At 64.5% G+C, this 17,076-nt stretch carries 18 protein-coding genes; 12 read left to right on the forward strand and 6 right to left on the reverse strand.

What is annotated here, in order from left to right:
* The 8 genes from QM588_RS00155 to QM588_RS00190 all read left to right on the forward strand — a co-directional run bounded on the left by QM588_RS00155 (window position 1) and on the right by QM588_RS00190 (window position 7,040).
* Window positions 1-534, forward strand: coding sequence for a hypothetical protein (locus QM588_RS00155; RefSeq protein ID WP_283310800.1), 534 nt, complete (start codon window positions 1-3; stop codon window positions 532-534).
* A 51-nt stretch (window positions 535-585) separates the two neighbouring features.
* Window positions 586-1,248: a YcnI family copper-binding membrane protein gene (locus QM588_RS00160; RefSeq protein WP_283310801.1), complete on the forward strand. Its 663-nt coding sequence runs from the start codon at window positions 586-588 to the stop codon at window positions 1,246-1,248.
* Complete coding sequence (locus QM588_RS00165; protein ID WP_442972841.1) at window positions 1,245-1,826, forward strand: copper resistance CopC family protein; 582 nt, start codon at window positions 1,245-1,247, stop codon at window positions 1,824-1,826. The genes QM588_RS00160 and QM588_RS00165 overlap by 4 nt, the downstream gene beginning before the upstream one ends.
* A gap of 16 nt (window positions 1,827-1,842) precedes the next feature.
* Entirely contained in the window at window positions 1,843-2,787 is a 945-nt protein-coding gene (locus QM588_RS00170; RefSeq protein ID WP_283310802.1) for a copper resistance D family protein, read from the forward strand.
* Between the two features lie 101 nt (window positions 2,788-2,888).
* Complete coding sequence (locus QM588_RS00175; protein WP_230595297.1) at window positions 2,889-4,079, forward strand: DNA cytosine methyltransferase; 1,191 nt, start codon at window positions 2,889-2,891, stop codon at window positions 4,077-4,079.
* Window positions 4,048-4,923 carry a GIY-YIG nuclease family protein gene (locus QM588_RS00180; RefSeq protein ID WP_283310803.1) on the forward strand — a complete coding sequence of 292 codons (876 nt, stop codon included), beginning with the start codon at window positions 4,048-4,050 and terminating at the stop codon, window positions 4,921-4,923. The genes QM588_RS00175 and QM588_RS00180 overlap by 32 nt, the downstream gene beginning before the upstream one ends.
* Before the next feature lie 24 nt (window positions 4,924-4,947).
* Window positions 4,948-5,856 (forward strand): LysR family transcriptional regulator, encoded by a 909-nt coding sequence (locus QM588_RS00185; RefSeq protein ID WP_283310804.1) that lies wholly within the window; start codon window positions 4,948-4,950, stop codon window positions 5,854-5,856.
* A 68-nt stretch (window positions 5,857-5,924) separates the two neighbouring features.
* Window positions 5,925-7,040, forward strand: a complete 1,116-nt coding sequence (locus QM588_RS00190) for a TDT family transporter (protein ID WP_283310805.1) — start codon at window positions 5,925-5,927, stop codon at window positions 7,038-7,040.
* 2 nt (window positions 7,041-7,042) lie between these two features.
* Here QM588_RS00190 and QM588_RS00195 read toward each other — a convergent pair whose 3' ends face one another.
* The gene (locus tag QM588_RS00195; RefSeq protein ID WP_283310806.1) at window positions 7,043-7,393 is read right to left on the reverse strand and encodes a VOC family protein; all 351 of its coding nucleotides are present in this window, start codon (window positions 7,391-7,393) and stop codon (window positions 7,043-7,045) included.
* Between the two features lie 225 nt (window positions 7,394-7,618).
* On the opposite strand from QM588_RS00195, the gene QM588_RS00200 reads away from it, so the two are divergent.
* Both QM588_RS00200 and QM588_RS00205 read left to right on the forward strand, forming a co-directional pair.
* Window positions 7,619-8,104: a MarR family winged helix-turn-helix transcriptional regulator gene (locus QM588_RS00200; protein WP_032366715.1), complete on the forward strand. Its 486-nt coding sequence runs from the start codon at window positions 7,619-7,621 to the stop codon at window positions 8,102-8,104.
* A 57-nt stretch (window positions 8,105-8,161) separates the two neighbouring features.
* Window positions 8,162-10,168 carry an MDR family MFS transporter gene (locus tag QM588_RS00205; RefSeq protein WP_442972861.1) on the forward strand — a complete coding sequence of 669 codons (2,007 nt, stop codon included), beginning with the start codon at window positions 8,162-8,164 and terminating at the stop codon, window positions 10,166-10,168.
* 75 nt (window positions 10,169-10,243) lie between these two features.
* On the opposite strand, the gene QM588_RS00210 is transcribed toward QM588_RS00205, so the two are convergent.
* Window positions 10,244-11,797 carry a succinic semialdehyde dehydrogenase gene (locus QM588_RS00210; RefSeq protein WP_283310808.1) on the reverse strand — a complete coding sequence of 518 codons (1,554 nt, stop codon included), beginning with the start codon at window positions 11,795-11,797 and terminating at the stop codon, window positions 10,244-10,246.
* A 156-nt stretch (window positions 11,798-11,953) separates the two neighbouring features.
* Here QM588_RS00210 and QM588_RS00215 point away from each other — a divergent pair, with 156 nt between their 5' ends.
* Window positions 11,954-13,159 (forward strand): lipase family protein, encoded by a 1,206-nt coding sequence (locus QM588_RS00215; protein WP_283310809.1) that lies wholly within the window; start codon window positions 11,954-11,956, stop codon window positions 13,157-13,159.
* 109 nt (window positions 13,160-13,268) lie between these two features.
* Window positions 13,269-14,021, forward strand: a complete 753-nt coding sequence (locus tag QM588_RS00220) for a MerR family transcriptional regulator (RefSeq protein ID WP_206498660.1) — start codon at window positions 13,269-13,271, stop codon at window positions 14,019-14,021.
* A gap of 82 nt (window positions 14,022-14,103) precedes the next feature.
* On the opposite strand, the gene QM588_RS00225 is transcribed toward QM588_RS00220, so the two are convergent.
* The 4 genes from QM588_RS00225 to QM588_RS00240 form a co-directional block, all read right to left on the reverse strand.
* The gene (locus QM588_RS00225) at window positions 14,104-14,460 is read right to left on the reverse strand and encodes a hypothetical protein (protein ID WP_283310810.1); all 357 of its coding nucleotides are present in this window, start codon (window positions 14,458-14,460) and stop codon (window positions 14,104-14,106) included.
* Entirely contained in the window at window positions 14,457-15,665 is a 1,209-nt protein-coding gene (locus tag QM588_RS00230; protein WP_283310811.1) for a hypothetical protein, read from the reverse strand. Before QM588_RS00230 ends, QM588_RS00225 begins: the two co-directional genes overlap by 4 nt.
* Window positions 15,665-16,480 (reverse strand): hypothetical protein, encoded by an 816-nt coding sequence (locus tag QM588_RS00235; protein WP_283310812.1) that lies wholly within the window; start codon window positions 16,478-16,480, stop codon window positions 15,665-15,667. Before QM588_RS00235 ends, QM588_RS00230 begins: the two co-directional genes overlap by 1 nt.
* 176 nt (window positions 16,481-16,656) lie before the next feature.
* Window positions 16,657-17,055 carry a WhiB family transcriptional regulator gene (locus QM588_RS00240; RefSeq protein WP_336620054.1) on the reverse strand — a complete coding sequence of 133 codons (399 nt, stop codon included), beginning with the start codon at window positions 17,053-17,055 and terminating at the stop codon, window positions 16,657-16,659.
* Window positions 17,056-17,076: the final 21 nt, after the last annotated feature.

Consider the following 17,076-nt stretch of genomic DNA (forward strand, 5'->3'; position numbering starts at 1 on the left):
ATGACCGACGGCTCCGCTGCACCGCTTCGCGGCGGAGCTGTCGGTACGGTCACCGCCGCGCTGGCGGTTGCTGCGCACGGAATGGCGGGCGGCGGCTATCTCAGCGGATCGGGCTTGGCTCTGCTGATCGCGGTCAGCCTCGGTGTCGGTGCCATGACTGCCGTTCCGCGTCGGTCGACGGTTCTGTTGCCCGCCCTGATGGGTGGCCAACTCCTCGCCCATACCGCGCTGAGCCTGAGCGATATGGCCGGCATGTCGGGCTCACCACACAGTCATTCGCTGCTGCCCAGTGCCGCGATGATCGGCTTTCACGCGGCCGCGTCGCTGGTCGCCGCACTGTCGATCGCCGCAGCCGAACGGCTCTACGGCCCGATCACGTCGATCGTTCGTGCCGTTCTCGCGCTCCTCGCTCCCCTGCCCGACGGTTCTGCTGTCGGTCGCGTCCGGTTCTCCGTCGCGATGCCGTCGGTGCACGGCATTGCTCTGGACTGGGCCATTTCTCGTCGTGGGCCTCCGATGTCGATCAGCTCGTAGCTCTGATCCGACATCCCCTTTCCACCTCCGTACAGAAATGACCCAACACTCATGAAGAGTTCCATTCCGCGTGCCTTGTTCGTATCCGGTGCCACCGTCGGCGCACTGCTGATCGGCGCAGGCGCAGCCTCTGCCCATGTGGTCGTCTCCGCGCCCGACGCCGCGCAGGGCGGCTACTCGGTCCTGACGTTCCGCGTCCCCACCGAGTCCGACACCGCATCGACCAACTCGGTCAAGGTCACCTTGCCCGGCCTCAATTCTGCTCGCACCCAGCCCATTCCGGGGTGGACGTCCACCGTCGAGAAGGACTCCGCCGATCTCGCCGTGTCGGTGACGTGGACGGCGAATCCCGGTGCCGAGGTCGGTCCGGGCCAGTTCCAGCAGTTCCTGCTCTCGGCGGGGCCACTGCCAGAGCAGGACACCGTGTCGTTCCCGGCCACGCAGACCTACACCGACGGTGAGGTCGTCGAGTGGAACGAGCCGATGACCGAGGACGGCAGCGAGCCCGAGTTGCCCGCTCCCACCCTGACCCTCGCAGCATCGAGCGGTGACGCGCACGGCGGAGCACACTCCGAGACGACCGACGCAGCCGAGGAGACGTCCACGTCCTCCTCGGACACCACCGCCCGGTGGATCGCCGGTGCCGGGCTCGTTCTCGGTGCCGTCGGCGCCGGCCTCGGCATCGGTGCAACCGTGCGGAGCCGACGCTCGTGAGGGCGCTGACCTTGTCCGCGAAAGCGCTGGTCGTATCGGCGGTGGCCTTGCTGGCACTGCTGATCGCGGCTCCGATGGCCTCGGCTCATTCGCAGGTCACCGGGTACAGCCCGGCCGACGGCTCCTCGCTCGACGCATCTCCGGCGACGGCATCGGTGACGTTCAACGAGGTGCCGCAGTCGCAGTTCGCCACGCTCAACGTCGTCGGCCCCGACGGCAACATCTGGTCGAAGGGCGATGCACGCATCGAGGGCCAGAGCGTGGTCGTCGACGTCGGTGAGCTGGGCCCTGCCGGCGAGTACACCCTCGCCTACCGCATCACCTCGGCAGACGGTCATCCGGTGAGCGGCACGGCCACGTTCACGCTGACGCAGGAAGGGTCCGGAACACCCGGGGCACCGGCCGATACGTCGAGCACCTCGAAAGAGTCCGAGGACGGGTTCCTCGGCGGTTACGGTCCCATCGTGCTGGTCGTGGTTGCGGTCCTCGCCTTCGGTGGAGCGTTGGCATTCGCACTGCGTAAGCCGAAAGACCAGCGTAAGCCAGAAGACCAGCGTAAGCCGAAGAGCGAGAAGTAGATCCGACGTGGCTGCGGTGAGCGAGAGGAGCGTTCGGCTCGTGCTCGCTGCCGCAGCCTCGGCGGTGGTGGGGGTCGCGGCAGCGTTCGCGCTGGCGTACCCCACCTTTCCCAGCGGGTCGTCGTGGCTTCGCGTCATCGCTGTCGCATCGGGTTCGGTGGTGTTGGGGTTCGGGATTCTCGCTGTCCTGGACGGTAACTCCGCATCTCGACGCCCCGCCCTCGACGCGCTGGTGATGTGGCGGTCGATCGGGTTCCTGTCGGGTCTGTGGGCGGTGGCCGAGTTCGTCCTGTTGGCAGCGGCCGCAGCCGAGGCCGAGGGCCGAGCAGTGACGGCGCTGTCGCCGAGTGCATTTGCGGCCTTCGTGGCGTCGATCTCCGTCGGTCGACTCGGCGCGACGACGGTGCTCCTCGCGCTCGTTCTGTGCGCCATGGGCGTACTCGGATATCGACGAGACGCATCCTGGTCCCCGGTTCCCGTGGTCACGCTGGCGGCGCTGGCCCTGGTCGCGCGACCGATCACCGGACACATGTCGCAATTCGCATTCGGGTCCATTGCCGTTGCCGTGCATGTGGTGTGCGCCTCGGTGTGGCTCGGTGTGCTCGGCGCGATGGCGCTGAGTCTGCGGACCAAGTCAGCGTGGGCGACGCTTCTACCGGCCTATTCCCGGATCGCGCTGTGGTGCGTCGTCGGGGTGACCGCGACCGGCGTGCTCGACGCGGTCCTGAAGTTGGAGAGCCCGGCGGCTGCGATCGAGACCGGTTACGGCCGAATCGTTCTCGCCAAAGTCGTGATGACCGTGATCCTGGTGGCAGTGGCATCTCGGATCCGCCGCACGTGGTTGCCGACCGCCACTGCGCACCGCTCCACGGCGGACTACTCGGTGCGGCGAGCTGCCGCTCATGTCTGTCTGCTTACGGTGGCGTTCGGACTGGCGGCGGCGTTGGCGACCACGGCCTGAGGCCGGAGTGCAGCCTGCGGAATGACCAGGAAAAGCCGGAGTGCAGCCAGCGGAATGACCAGACAAGCGAGTCTGTCGGGGCTCTGTACTAGCCTGAGTGCATGCCGAAGTTGACTGTGGTGCCGGGTGGTTCCTCGGTGTCCGCGCGCGATCGGATTCCCACGGTCGCCGAGTTCTTCGCCGGTATCGGTTTGGTTCGAATGGGCTTGGAGCAGGCCGGTTTCGAGGTGTGCTGGGCCAACGACATCGAGCGCGACAAGCACCACATGTATCGCCAACACTTCGGCGACGACGCGGCCCATTTCCAGCTCGGGGATGTTGCCGGCACGCGCGGCGACGATCTTCCGGACGGTCTGTCGTTGGCATGGGCGTCGTTTCCGTGCACGGATCTGTCTCTGGCCGGGGGTCGGGCCGGTCTCGCCGGTAAGAATTCCTCGACATTTCGGCATTTCACTCGCGTGCTGGACGAAATGGGTGACGGCCGTCCCGAGGTGGTAGCGCTGGAGAACGTCGTCGGTCTGGCCACCAGTCATGGGGGCGACGATCTGGCGGCTGCCGTCCGTGAGCTCAACGAACTCGGCTATTCGGTGGATGTCCTCACCATCGATGCTCGACGCTTTGTCCCGCAGTCCCGTCCCCGTTTGTTCCTGATCGGTGCGCAACATCCGCCGGAGGATGCCCGCGATCCCAACAGTGAACTACGTCCGGATTGGTTGCAGGCGGTCTACGGAGATTCGACGCTGTCGACGCATCGGGCTCCACTACCCAGCCCGCCGATTCCGTTGACCAGTGGCCTCGGCGATCTGGTCGAGCGGATGGATTACCGCGACGAGCGCTGGTGGGATGCAGACCGCACCGAGGCGTTCGTACGCTCGTTGTCTCCGATTCAGTTGCAGCGCATCGAGATCCTGAAGAAGGCACGCAAGGTCAGTTACCGCACCGCCTACCGTCGTACCCGCAACGGCGTCGCGGTGTGGGAGGCTCGCCCCGACGACATCTCCGGCTGCCTGCGTACTGCGCGCGGTGGGTCGTCGAAGCAGGCGGTGGTCAAGATCGGCCACGGCCGGTTGCAGGTGCGCTGGATGACGCCTCTCGAGTACGCCCGCTTGATGGGAGCCGGCGACTACACACTCGGCGGTCTGCGGAACAACCAGGCGCTCTTCGGTTTCGGTGATGCGGTGTGCGTTCCGGTGGTCGCGTGGCTGGCGGAGCACTACCTGATGCCCCTGGTGAACGGGACACTCGGTTCCATCGCGCCGAATGCGACTGCTGCGCATGTCCAGTCACGGTAAGTCCTCGCTCCGGGCGTCGGCGGTCGCGCCGCGCAAGAGCAGTCTGCCTGCGGACGATGTGCAGTCCTTTCGAGCTGCACTGCGAGAAGTGCTGAGCGAGAAGGACGATCGAGGGCGCGTCTGGTCGGCGGCCAAGTGGGGCGTGTATGCGTTCTACGACTACGACGGCGAGCCGATCTACGTGGGGCAGACCAAGGAGAAGCTCAGCGTTCGGGTGCAGCGGCATCTGACCAATCAGCGGACCGACGCCGTCGCGATGCGAGTGCTGGACGTGTTCGAGGTCGCGGAGATCGAGATCTGGCCGCTCTGGCAGTACGAGGACCTCAAGAAGTCCGACGGCGCAGAACAATTCCGCGCAGCCGAACGAGATTTGAACGCCCACGAGTACACCGCGTACCTCGAGGCCATCGACAGGTCGCGCCACAAAGCGATCCTGAACGAGAAGATCCCGCCGGTCTCCGAGCCCATCACTCTGCCTGCGTCACTGCGGCGGTCACTGATCTCCGAGCAGACCCGAATCGAGCGCGGGCACCCCGACATTCGGATCGCGCGACGCGCCGAAACCATCTCCAGATTGGCTGCGGTCACTCGCGAGCGCGGTGAGGTGTCCGAGGGTCTGCGACGCGTCCTGGTGGTGCAGGCAGTGCGTCTGGCGTACCTGTCCGCGGAGCGACTCGCCTTCGTCGAGGGGCACCCCATTCCCGACCCCGCGGCCATCGACGTCACAGCCCTGGTGGGTTCGGTGCTACACGAACGTAGCGATCCCGAGGATCCAAACGACCCCGGAGACCCAGAGGACCTACCCGAGCCCGACGCCGAGCTGGACCTGTTCAGCGACTACTGAATCCCGCCGTCGTAGGCTCGACCTGTGCCGCTTCCCCCTCACGTTGCCGATCTCACCAGCATCGACCTGTTGCTGTCGGTGGCCGAGCTCGGCAGCATCGGCCGTGCCGGACACGCCCACGGCATGTCGCAGCCGGCCGCAAGTTCTCGCATCCGCGCGCTGGAACGTCGCGTCGGAGCGCCGTTGTTGAAGCGGGGCGCACGCGGAACGGTGCTGACGGAGTTCGGCGAGCTCGTCGCGAGTTGGGCAGCGCCGGTCGTCCGGTCGGCCGAGGACTTGGCGACGGCGATCGCCACGCTGCACGCCGAGCGCATCGGTCACCTGCAGATCGCTGCCAGTCAGACTGTCGCCGAGTACCTTCTGCCGCGTTGGCTGGTCACGCTGCACACGACGCTGCCTCAGATCGTGCCCACGCTGAGCTCGGGCAATTCGGCGGTGGTAGCCGCGACGGTGCTCGCCGGAGACGCAGACCTGGGGTTCATCGAAAACCCCAGTGTCCAGGCCGAACTCACGTACCGCACCGTCGCAACCGACGAACTGGTTCTCGTCGTGGCACCCGGACATCCGTGGGCGCACTCTGCACCGTCGACCGCGCAGGTAGTCGAGACGGCGCTGGTTACCCGCGAGGCCGGGTCGGGAACCAGGTCCGTGTACGAGAGTGCGGTTGCTGCAGCAGGTTTCGGCCCGCCCACGAATCCTCTGCTGGAAGTGTCGTCGACGACGGCTATCAAGTCCGCTGTGGCGGCGGGGATCGGCGGCGCCGTCCTCAGTTCACTGGCCGTCGCGACGGAGCTGGCGGCGGGCAGTCTGATCAGAGTGCCGCTCCCCGATCTGACTCTGCACAGAGACTTGCGCGCCATCTGGCGATCGGGCCGTGAGCCCAGCGGCCCGGCCGCGGAACTTCTGGCGGTCGCTGGGTCCATCCAGCCATAATCTCCAGTTCTGGCTGGATGGCGAATTGCTACCTACCGGACGTGGGCCGCGTCGCGCACAGTGATGTCATGCCCGTCCTCGAGTCCGTCTCGTATGCACCCCGGCTGTCGCGCAGGCGGACCGTCGAGCACATCACACCCAACTGGTTCGCCGCCGTCATGGGAACCGGCATCGTCGCCACCGCGGCCGCCACGCTGCCTGTCGACTTTCCTGCGTTGCGCGTATTCGCCGTCGTCGTGTGGGTACTCGCCGCGGCCGTACTCGTTGTGATCGGCGCAGCCTTCGCGCGGCACTGGATCGGCTACCGCGAGCGCGCGGTCGACTACGCGCAGCACCCGGTGATGATGCAGTTCTACGGCGCACCGCCCATGGCCTTGCTCACCGTCGGTGCCGGGGCCGGCCTGCTCGGCGGAGACCTCATCGGTCCCACGGCGGCGACCGCACTGTTCGGAGTCCTGTGGGTCGCCGGGACGATCACCGGCCTGCTCACCAGCGTCGCGGTGCCGTTTCGCATGATGACGTCCGGGCATCGGCAGCAAGTCACGGCGCTACCGGCGTGGTTGATGCCCGTCGTCCCGCCGATGGTGTCGGCATCGACCGGAGCGTTGCTGCTCCCTCACCTGCCCGACGGCCAGTGGCGGTTGGCTCTGCTGAGCGCGTGCTACGCGATGTTCGGGCTGTCGCTGATCGTCGGGATGATTATGCTGACGCTGATCTACGGACGTTTACTGCACGGCGGTCTGCCGCCCGTCGACGCGGCTCCGACCGTGTGGATCACACTGGGGTTGATCGGTCAGTCGATCACGGCGGCGAACCTGCTCGGCACCGATGCATCGATGGTGTTCACCGGTGCACAGTCGTCGATCGCCGTCGGGTTGCACGTCGTCGGCATCGGCTACGGGTTGATCATGGGGGGATTCGGCGCGCTGATGTTCGCGCTCGCGACAACTCTCACCGTGCACGCGGCACGCAGGAAGCTGAGCTTCTCACTGACGTGGTGGTCGTTCACGTTCCCGATCGGCACCTGCGTCACCGGAGCGACGGCTCTGGGCAATGCCCTCGATTTCGGCGCGGTCCGTGCCCTTGCCGTACTGCTGTACGTGGCGCTCGTGACGGCCTGGATCACTGTCGCCACTCGAACCGTCCGAGGCGTGATACGCGGAACCCTGCTGCAGCCCAGCTGATCTCACATGTGCGCGAGCACGTTCACCACGTTGCCGCCCGCGTCTCGGAAGAAGAATCGGCGCACGCCCCACTCCTCGTTGGTGATCTCGTACACGATCTCGAGATGTGCATCCACCGCGGCGCGGTAGGCCGCGTCGACGTCGTCCACTTCGAGAGACGCCGACGGATTCACCGGGCCGGTGGGGTCGACGGTGATCAGACTCAATTGCGCGTTGCTGTCCCCCGGTGACGCAAGTGTGGCGATCCAACCGTTGTTCATCACTACCTCCATGCCGGTGACCTGGACATACGCGTCCAGCGCCGCATCGAGATCGGTGACCGTGAGCAGGGGCATCGCGCGCACAACGTCCATCTTCGGACTGTATCGCCCACCCCTGGGCTCGGGATCGGCTCCCCAGTTTCGGATTTGTGCCGCCGATCGCAGGCTGGAATCCAGATCAGGGGAGCCGACCCCCCACTCGGACCCACCTCGCTCCAACCCTGTGACCCACCAGACAGGAATATTGTTTGCTTAGCGCATGTATGTATATATATGGTTGCAGACAGCAAGTAAATCGAACTCAGCGTTGGAGTACTCATGGCAGTTCAATCCACGACAGCGGAATCGCTCGTCGAAGAGGTATTCCTCTTCGGGCGCACGCTGAAGCGGGCCGTGACCACCGGAGTCGAGGATTCACCGTTGCCGCAGGCGCTGACCGGAGTTCTGGCCATCCTCGCGACAGAGGGTGAATGCAGACAGACCGACCTCGCCAGCAGGCTCTGCGTCAGCCAGTCCGCCCTCAGCCGGCAGATCGCGGACCTCGTCGAACTCGGCTACATCGATCGGCATCCCGATCCGGACGACAGAAGAGCGTCCCGGGTCTGCGTGTCGGACGAAGGCCAGGCTCGACTGAAACAGATTTGGGACAGGCGAGCTCGTCGCCTGGCAGAGATGTTGAGCGAATGGAGTGAAACCGAGGCTCTCGATGCCCTCGATTCCATCCGCAAGCTCAACGACACGTTCACCGAAGACGCCCACGCCCAGCACCAGGACGTGGCCCGCATTGAATTGATTGCGAGATAACCAATGACAACATCCGCGGAGAATCCGCCGAATCAGGCAATCGCCGATCCCGATGCGATGACGCATCGCCAGATCCTCGAAGCCCTCACCGGTCTGCTGGCCGCGCTGTTCACCGCGCTGCTGAGCACAACCATCGTCTCGACCGCTCTGCCGACCATCATCGGTGACCTGAAGGGCTCGCAGACCGCGTACGCCTGGGTCATCACCACCGCACTGTTGGCCAACGCCGCGTCGACGCCCATCTGGGGCAAGCTCGCCGACTTGTTCAACAAGAAGGTGCTGGTCCAGAGCTCGATCCTCATCTTCGTCGCGGGCTCGCTGATCGCCGGCTTCGCGCACAACGTTCCGCTGCTGCTCGCCGCACGTGTGGTGCAGGGCATCGGCATGGGTGGTCTGACGGCACTCGTCATCGCCATCATCGGAACCATCGTCTCCCCGCGTGATCGCGGCCGCTACTCGGGTTACACCGGTGCCGTCATGGCAGTATCGATGTCCGGTGGCCCCATCCTCGGCGGGGTCATCGTCGACAGCCCCCTCGGGTGGCGCTGGTGCTTCTTCGTCTGCGTGCCGCTGGCTGTCATCGCCCTCGGCCTGCTGCAGAAGACGTTGCACATCAAGACCGTCCGCAAGGACAACGTCTCCATCGACTGGCTCGGCGCGCTCCTGCTGACCGCAGGCGTGTCCGTACTCCTCGTGTGGGTCTCGTTCGCCGGCAAGGCCGACTACTACGCCTGGATCTCCCGTGAGACCGCGTACCTCGTGGGCGGCGGAGTTGCGCTGCTCGTCCTGACGATCATCGTCGAGGCTCGGCACAAGTCGCCGATCATCCCGCTCAAGATCGTCACCGAGCGCACCACCGGCCTCGCCATCGTCGCGTCCATCGCGGTCGGCGTCGGCCTCTTCGGAGCCACCACGTTCCTCGGCCAGTACTTCCAGACTGCTCGCGGCTACACCCCTACCGAGGCTGGATTGCTTTCCATCCCATTGGTTTTCGGCATGCTCGTCGCCTCGGTCGGATCCGGTCAGCTGATCACCAAGTTCGGTCAGTGGAAGCCGTTCATCGTCACCGGCTCCATCCTGCTGGTCATCGGATTCCTGCTGCTGGGCACCATCGATCACGCCACCAGCCTGGTGACGGTCGGCATCTTCATCACCATCGTCGGTCTCGGTACCGGCATGCTGATGCAGAACCTCGTTCTCGCAGTGCAGAACACGGTCAGTGTGCAGAACGTCGGTGCCGCATCGTCGACGGTCGCCTTCTTCCGTACCTTCGGCGGAGCGATCGGCGTCTCGGTTCTCGGTTCGCTGCTGGCAACCCGTGTCGCCGAGAAGTCGGCAGCCGGTCTGGCGCAGCTCGGAGTGGACGGTTCGGCCGGAGGCGGCGGATCTCTCGACCTCACCGCTCTGCCGGCTCCGATCGTCAGCGTCATCCGCACCGCATACGGTGACGCGACCGGACGCATCTTCATGATCGCCGGCTTCGTTGCGATCGTCACGCTCATCGCCGTGATCTTCATTCCGAATCGCCCACTGCGACAGACGATCGACATCGCGTCGGCACCGGCGCAGGGACCCGTCGCCGATCCGAACAAGACCGATCTGGACCAGAACGATCTCGACGGTGATGCTCAGGCACAGCCCGAACGTCGCGAACAGTTCGCCGAGATCCCGTCTTTCGGGGCGACTCAGGACTACGTCGGAGCGCAGTACGGCAACGAGCGTCGCTTCGAGCGTCGCAACGAAGGTCGCCACGAGGCTCAGCCGGGTCAGCGTCCCTTCGATGGACTGAGCACCGATGCCCGTGATCGACTGCTCACGCTGCTGCTGCCCCAGCCCGAGGACACGTTGACCGCACTCGACGAGGCCGAGGCCATTCGCGCCGAGGTGATCGAGCTGCAGCAGGAGCTCGACGCCAAGATGCTCGACTTCGATGCAGTGTGCGAGCGACTCCGCCGACTCGGACTCAGCGAGCAGCAGGTGGCTCGGGTGTTGGGAGACAACCACATTCCCGACAGCCACAATCACTACGCCAACGCCGGACTGAACGGCCACAGCGTCAACTGATCTGCCACAGAACAGCGAAAGGCCCCGCACACCCGAAAGGGAGTGCGGGGCCTTTCCTCGTCCGTCTACCGACTACTACCGGCCGGGTACGTACTTCAGCGCTTTGACGAAGGGAGGCATGATCTTTGCCCACAGCTTCGGCGGAAGTCCGCGCGGGCCACCGAGATTGAGCAGGCGGGTCGTCGCGATGGTCTGCGGCTCGGTGTACTTGAGCAATCCCTCGTTTCCGTGCCGACGGCCCATGCCGGAGACGCCCATTCCGCCCATCGGCGCACCGGTGGTGCCCCACGTCGGCGCGTAGCCCTCGTCCACGTTGACCGTGCCCGCGTGCAGACGTGTCGCGATGGCCTCGCCCTGAGCCTTCGTCCTAGCCCAGACACTCGCGTTCAATCCGTAGTCGGTGTCGTTGGCCTTCGCGATGGCCTCGTCGACGTCGGCGACGGGGTAGATCGACACCAGCGGCCCGAAGGTCTCGGTCGCCGCGCACTCCATGTCCTCGGTGACGTTCGTCAGCAACGTCGGCTCGTAGAACAGCGGGCCGATGTCGGGACGCGCCTTGCCGCCCGCGACGACGGTCGCGCCCTTGACCTTGGCGTCGTCGACGTGCGCCGAGACCGTCTTGATCTGGTCCTCGGAGATGAGGCTGCCCATTTCGATGCCGAACTCGTAGTCGGCACCCACGGTCATGTTGCGTACCCGCTGGCCGAACTTCTCGGTGAACTCGGCGGCGATGGACTTCTCGACGTAGATACGCTCGATGGAGATGCAGAGCTGACCGGAGTTGGAGAAGCAGGCGCGCACTGCCGCGTCGGATACTTCCCGAAGGTTCGCGCCCTTGGCGACGATCATGGCGTTCTTGCCACCGAGTTCGGCGGAGAAACCGATGAGTCGACGCCCCGCCTGCTCGGCCAAGAGCTGACCGGTGGCCGTGGAGCCGGTGAACATGACGTATTCGGTGTTCTCGACGATTGCGGTGCCCACCACCGAGCCGGGGCCGGGGACCACGGCGAACAGGTCGCGGGGCAGACCGGCCTTGTAGAGCAGCTCGACACAGGCCAACGCGCAGTACGGCGTCTGGCTGTCCGGCTTGAGGACGACGCCGTTGCCGGCCAGCAGTGCCGGGATGGCGTCGGACACCGCGAGAGTCATCGGGTAGTTCCACGGCGAGATGATTCCGACGACTCCCTTCGGCTGGTACCGAACGCGAGTCTTGGTCAGCACGGGAAGCATGCCGGTGACCTTCTTCGGGGCCAGCAGCTTGGCCGCAGTGCGTGCGTAATGCCGCGAGGTCATCGAGATGTCGAGGACTTCCTCGAGGGCGGCGGCGCGGGACTTGCCCGTCTCGGCCTGCGCCATGTCCATCAGCTCGTCGCGGTGCGCGAGCACCAGGTCGCGGTAGCGGTGGAAGATCTCTGCGCGCTCGGAGACCGGACGCTTGGCCCACGCCGCCTGAGCGGTGCGGACGCGTGCGATCGCAGCCAGTGCATCTGCAGCCGTGCCGACCGGAATGGTCGCCAGCTCCTTACCGGTGAACACCTCGGTGATCGTCTTGGTGGGACGCGAGTCCGCGTCGGGAATGGCGATGAGATCAGCGAGCCGGGAAAAGGTCGCAGTGGACGGAGCAGGCATTTTTGCATCCCTACTGATGAGTAGTGTTCGGAGTAACAGACAACCTACCTGGTCTTCGGCTCAGTTCACAGGGCCGATGTTCCCTGGCCCTGTGGCACGATGGGCTGTGGTCTACTCCGACGTCGGGGCGTTCGGAAGCAACAGGGTGGGGAATCCATGCGCAAGGCACTAGTTCTGGCCGGAGCAGCAGCACTGATGGTGGCATTCGCGGGGTCTGCGCAGGCAGATCCGGTCCAAGATTTCATTGCTCCACCGAGCGATCCGGCTGCGTATCTCCCCACGTCACTCGGCGATCCGTGGTTCGATCCGCCGGCCGGATACGAGAATCTCGTGCCCGGCACTGTCCTCGCTCGACGCGATGTCGCGGTGACCCCCGAGGCCTCGTCCGTCCAATTGCTCTTCCGCTCGACCGATTCGAAGAACCGTCCCATCGCTGCGGCGACGACGGTGCTGACTCCCGCTGCCCCGTGGACCGGCGGTGGAGATCGCCCCGTCATCGCATACAACGAGGCGACGGATTCACTCGGCAACACGTGCGCGCCGTCCTACACCCTCCCGCGGGGAAACAACAAAGAGATCGATCAGGTCCGGATTCTGCTCGGCCGCGGCTACACCGTGGTGATGACGGACTATCAGGGCCCACGGCAGGCATATTCGGCCGGCCTCGTGTCGGGGCACACCGTGCTCGACGGTCTCCGCGCCTCCCGAACGGCGGGAGTCTCCGCCGATGCCCCGATCGGCATCACGGGATATTCCGGCGGTGCGATCGCGTCGGGCTGGGCGGCCCAGTTGGCCCCCGAGTACGCACCCGAGCTGAACATCGCCGGCGTTGCGTTCGGCGGTCCGCCGACCGATTACAAGATTCTGCAGACCTCGCTCAACGGCCAGATCGGATCGGGCTTGTTCACTGCGGCGACGATCGGACTGTCCCGGGAGTACCCGGAGATGCGGCAGCTCGCCAACGACAACGGCAAGCGACTGGCGCTGGCACAGAAGGATCAATGCGTGGATGTGTTGTCCTACAGCGGACTACTGCTGTTGGACCAGCGAAATCTCTCCAACGTCCCTGATGTCTTCGCGCATCCGATCACCACGGCCGTCGTCGAGGAAAACCGCATGGGCCAGACGAAGCCGGACGCGCCGGTGTACATCTACCAGGGCTTGCAGGACTTCCTCATTCCCAAAGAAGGTGCCGAGGCCGTGCAGGATCAGTGGTGCGCTGCCGGCGCGTCGGTACACCTGGAAGAGGTGCCCGGCGACCATTCACAGGCCCAGACCAACGGCCGTCCCGGTGCCTACGACTGGCTGGCGCAACGACTGGCCGGAGAACCCACCTCGGGTTGCGAACGTGTGATTCGCTAGAGGTCCACAACGAGTCGTTTTTCGTCTTGACCCTCACGCCACGGGAGGCAGCACAGTGTCCTTCGTGAGTGATTCGTCCGCGAACAGTTCGGTTGACGTCCAGGCCGGCATGCAGGTCGGCGCGGTCTCGAAGTTGGTGGGTGTCAGCGTCAGAACGCTGCATCATTACGACGAGATCGCGCTGGTGGTGCCGTCGGGGAGAACCCCCAAGGGCTATCGGACGTATTCGTCGGCCGATGTCGAACGGCTGCATCAGGTATTGACCTACCGGGAGCTCGGGTTCCCGCTCGAGGTCATTGCAGCGTTGCTCGACGACCCGGCGGTCGATGCCATGGCGCATCTGCGGCGGCAGCGAGAGTTGTTGAACGAGCGGATCGATCACTTGCACGCAATGGCTGCGGCCGTGGACAAGATGATGGAGGCGAAGAAGATGGGTATGCAATTGACTCCCGAGGAGCAGCGAGAGATCTTCGGCGACAACTGGCCCGGCGAGGAATACGCCGAGGAGGCCGAGCAGCGCTGGGGCGAAACCGACGAGTGGAAGCAGTCGCAGCAGCGGACGGCGTCGTTCACCAAGGACGATTGGAAGGCCGTCAAGGAAGAGACGGACCTCCTGGAAGCGGATCTCGCTGCCGCGTTGCAGCGGGGTGTGTCGCCGGATTCCACCGAAGCCGGGGTACTGGCCGAGCGTCATCGCGCGTCGATCGAGCGGTACTACGACTGCGGTTACGAGATGCAGGTGAACCTGGCGGAGATGTACATCGCCGACGAGCGATTTGCCAAGCACTACAACGATATCGCCGACGGTTTGGCGCAGTATCTCCGTGACGTCATCGTCGCGAACGCTGCTCGTCAGAGCTGACCCGTCTCGCTCCGCACCCCTTTTCGGAATCCGCGCCTCCTGCAGGGGGTGCGGATTCCGACCCGGGGCGTATGCGTCGAATTCACTCCCAGGGAATCCGGTACGGCTGATCATGGTCGGTCTGCATGGCGGCCGAATACCAGATGAATATCGGCGACGCCTTCAGTTCCCCGACTTCACGCGGCACGGGCATGCTCCGGTTCTCGATGTCCGACCAGGCGCACTCCCCGATGCGAACACGTTCGGCGTAGGCCTTCAGTTCAGGTGACGAAATCGAGAGCTCGGCAAGGGAAAACATCAGTCCGTCGGTCACCATCCTGGGTTCCTCGTAGAAATCGATCGGTATTCGTTCGAATTGGAGCCGGGCCCCGATCAATCGATCGATACTGTCGTTCAGTCTGCGCGCAGCGTCTGCCACTGCGGGGTCGGTGTAACTCATACCGCATCAGCCCACGGATCGGTGCCATCGCCTGCATCGAAGGGGTTCTTCGGGGCCCTCATCATCGGTCCGGAGTCGGCGGTGTTCTTGATATCGATACCGAGCTTCGTTCTCTCGACCGCGTCGGTCAGCGGTTCCAGTACCTTGTCGAATTGTTCGTTCAGGTATCCGCTCGGGCTCGTTACCAACGAGATGAATTTCGCGAATGCGCCGGTGACCTCTTGGATTCGAGCAACCATCTGTTCGACCAGTTCGATGGTGTCCTTGATGATCAGAATCACCGTCCCGATCTGATAGGTCGGGCCGAGAAACGGTACTTTCTTCAGTGCGATGTTCACCAGATTCTTACCATCGGTGACGTCGACCTCTTTGTCGAGCAATTCTTTGAGCTTGGCCACCACACTGATGACGGACTTCTTCATTTCGTCCGCAATTCTGTTCGAGGCAGCCTCGATCACCCGACCACAGGGGCCCTCCCACTTCATCGCCTCCACCTGGTCGTGGGCGAACGCGTCGAAGGCGGAAGCGGCAGCGCCGTCCCACGTTTCGCCGACTCGCTTGACCCCGCCCTCCAAGCTCAGACCTGCGTTTTCCATTGCTTCCCCCGCGATGCGGAAAGCGGAACCCAGGCGCTTCACCTCGTTCCAGTTTCCACCGATCGGATCGAGCAAGTCACGGATCGGGCTTCGCCCCGTGTGCACCTCGATGAAGTGATCGATATCGGCAACCCAGCCACCCGCCTCACGAATCACGTCGGCAAAATCGTCGGCAATGGTAGCCGGCGGTGAATAGACGATTCCGTTCGGTGCCCCGTAATCCACGGTGACGTCGTACTCGGGAACATGTCCGATGGCCTGCCTGGTCGGGTCTCCAGCAGTCAGAATTCCTTCGTACCTCAACTCGATCACCGCGTTGATCGCGTCGTAAGTCTTGCGTTCCTGATCGTCGTACAACCATGCGGCCCGATTGAGTTCCTCACCGAGCGAAGTGCACTTCGAGGAGAGGTCGCCGTGCCGATTCCGCCACGTACCTTCCAACAGTCGAAATGGGTCGCAGATGATGCTCAATGTCCCGATTGTGAAGTCGGCCCGAGGCAGCGCTTCCTCGTCGAAATACTTGGGCGCGAGAGACGTCTGGGTTCCGATCTCACCGACAAGCCTGCTGAGACCGGCTATATCGCTCGGCCGCGCTTTGAATTCCTCCATCAGCCAGCCGCTCGTTCGCTCGGAATCTTCTGAAGGGAGGACAAGATGCCCTCGCCCACCTGGCCATCCACCGCACCTTTCATGTCCCGATCGAGGGTGATCATGAACACCGCTACCGTCGCATTCGAGAACCCGGTCGTCGCGACGATGTCGAAACTTGCTGCGGGAGCATCGCACTCGCTCTCGACTTTCAACCCAGTGATGTCGGCGTCGATCCGGACCGCTGGTTCACCATCGATCTCGAATTCCACCGGATCCGAATAGGTGACCACGGCGTCGGGGTTGTCCGAATCCGCAAAAATGAGGTCGGCCTGCCGGGATACCTCCAACGCAGCGGCGGCGACATCGACGCCATTACGGCCGATCATGCCGGTCATGCCCAGATCGGCGGAGTCCTGAGCGGGACAGAACCCACGTCCGTAATCAGCGATCGCACCATAGGTGATCGACTCACCGTTCCCTTCCCACCCGGCGATGCCGGTCGAGAAGTTCCGCCAATCGGCAGGCACCGTGTAACTCAGGCCGAATTTGGTGTCGATCGGCTGAGGCTCGCCGTCAGCCACCTCGATCTCCGGGGGTGGTCGACGCATCGACGGAAATCCCGGCGGCGGGGTGTTGGTCACCACTGGGGGCTGCAACGTGACTGTTCCCGACGCACCTGTTGCCCTCGGCAAAGGCGTCGCCGACGGTGCGACACCGGCCGGACCGACATAAGAATCAAGAGTGTCGGGTGCCGCCTGTGCCAACCCGTAGATCACGGCAGCAGACACCACGACCGTCGCTCCGAGACGCGCGAACGCCACCTTCACCGACATACATGCTCCCCCCGGAATCGAACAGACGCTAGCACGCCGCGCCGACACCTCAACTGGCTGCCGAGCCGACAATGATCCGATCGAAGCCGGTGCCGCGGGCAGTCACATCCGGAGTACGTGATTCGCCAAGCACTACAACGCTATTGCCGCCGGACTGGCGCAGTACCTTCGGGATGTCATTGTCGCGAACGCTGCTCGTCAGGGCTGACTCGTCTCGATCCGCACCCCTTTTCGGAATCCGCACTTCCTGCAGGGGGTGCGGATTCCGACCCGGGGCGTAGATGTCCGGGCGAACGCTCGTCGTCAGGGTTGACGCGGGCCATTGCGGACCGCTCGTGTGCGGTCGATCCACCCCAGACTCCATGCCTTTCGTCGGTGTCGAGTGCGTGTTGCAGACAGCGCACGATCACGGGGCATCGATTGCACACGAGCTTGGCCTGTCGCTCCAGGTTTCTCAGCGAGTATCCCCTCAGGCCCAGGGGCGGGTAGAACATCGAGACCGGCATCGAGCGGCAGGCGGCATTCATCTGCCAATCCCAATGCTCCGAGAACGGTTGAAGTGCTTGCGCTTTCATCGTCGGTGCCTGCTTTCTTCG

Origin of the sequence: Rhodococcus sp. IEGM 1354 (assembly GCF_030056855.1) — a bacterium.
Taxonomy (GTDB): Bacteria; Actinomycetota; Actinomycetes; order Mycobacteriales; family Mycobacteriaceae; genus Rhodococcoides.

Excerpts from the sequence above, each read along its gene's own strand:
- QM588_RS00180 (WP_283310803.1), top strand. The coding sequence starts at position 4,048 with ATGCGACTGCTGCGCATGTCCAGTCACGGTAAGTCCTCGCTCCGGGCG.
- QM588_RS00220 (WP_206498660.1), top strand. The coding sequence starts at position 13,269 with ATGCAGGTCGGCGCGGTCTCGAAGTTGGTGGGTGTCAGCGTCAGAACG.
- QM588_RS00210 (WP_283310808.1), bottom strand. The coding sequence starts at position 11,797 with ATGCCTGCTCCGTCCACTGCGACCTTTTCCCGGCTCGCTGATCTCATC.
- QM588_RS00155 (WP_283310800.1), top strand. The coding sequence starts at position 1 with ATGACCGACGGCTCCGCTGCACCGCTTCGCGGCGGAGCTGTCGGTACG.
- QM588_RS00225 (WP_283310810.1), bottom strand. The coding sequence starts at position 14,460 with ATGAGTTACACCGACCCCGCAGTGGCAGACGCTGCGCGCAGACTGAAC.
- QM588_RS00235 (WP_283310812.1), bottom strand. The coding sequence starts at position 16,480 with ATGTCGGTGAAGGTGGCGTTCGCGCGTCTCGGAGCGACGGTCGTGGTG.
- QM588_RS00215 (WP_283310809.1), top strand. The coding sequence starts at position 11,954 with ATGCGCAAGGCACTAGTTCTGGCCGGAGCAGCAGCACTGATGGTGGCA.
- QM588_RS00190 (WP_283310805.1), top strand. The coding sequence starts at position 5,925 with ATGCCCGTCCTCGAGTCCGTCTCGTATGCACCCCGGCTGTCGCGCAGG.
- QM588_RS00205 (WP_442972861.1), top strand. The coding sequence starts at position 8,162 with ATGACGCATCGCCAGATCCTCGAAGCCCTCACCGGTCTGCTGGCCGCG.
- QM588_RS00230 (WP_283310811.1), bottom strand. The coding sequence starts at position 15,665 with ATGGAGGAATTCAAAGCGCGGCCGAGCGATATAGCCGGTCTCAGCAGG.
- QM588_RS00240 (WP_336620054.1), bottom strand. The coding sequence starts at position 17,055 with ATGAAAGCGCAAGCACTTCAACCGTTCTCGGAGCATTGGGATTGGCAG.
- QM588_RS00160 (WP_283310801.1), top strand. The coding sequence starts at position 586 with ATGAAGAGTTCCATTCCGCGTGCCTTGTTCGTATCCGGTGCCACCGTC.
- QM588_RS00200 (WP_032366715.1), top strand. The coding sequence starts at position 7,619 with ATGGCAGTTCAATCCACGACAGCGGAATCGCTCGTCGAAGAGGTATTC.
- QM588_RS00175 (WP_230595297.1), top strand. The coding sequence starts at position 2,889 with ATGCCGAAGTTGACTGTGGTGCCGGGTGGTTCCTCGGTGTCCGCGCGC.
- QM588_RS00195 (WP_283310806.1), bottom strand. The coding sequence starts at position 7,393 with ATGGACGTTGTGCGCGCGATGCCCCTGCTCACGGTCACCGATCTCGAT.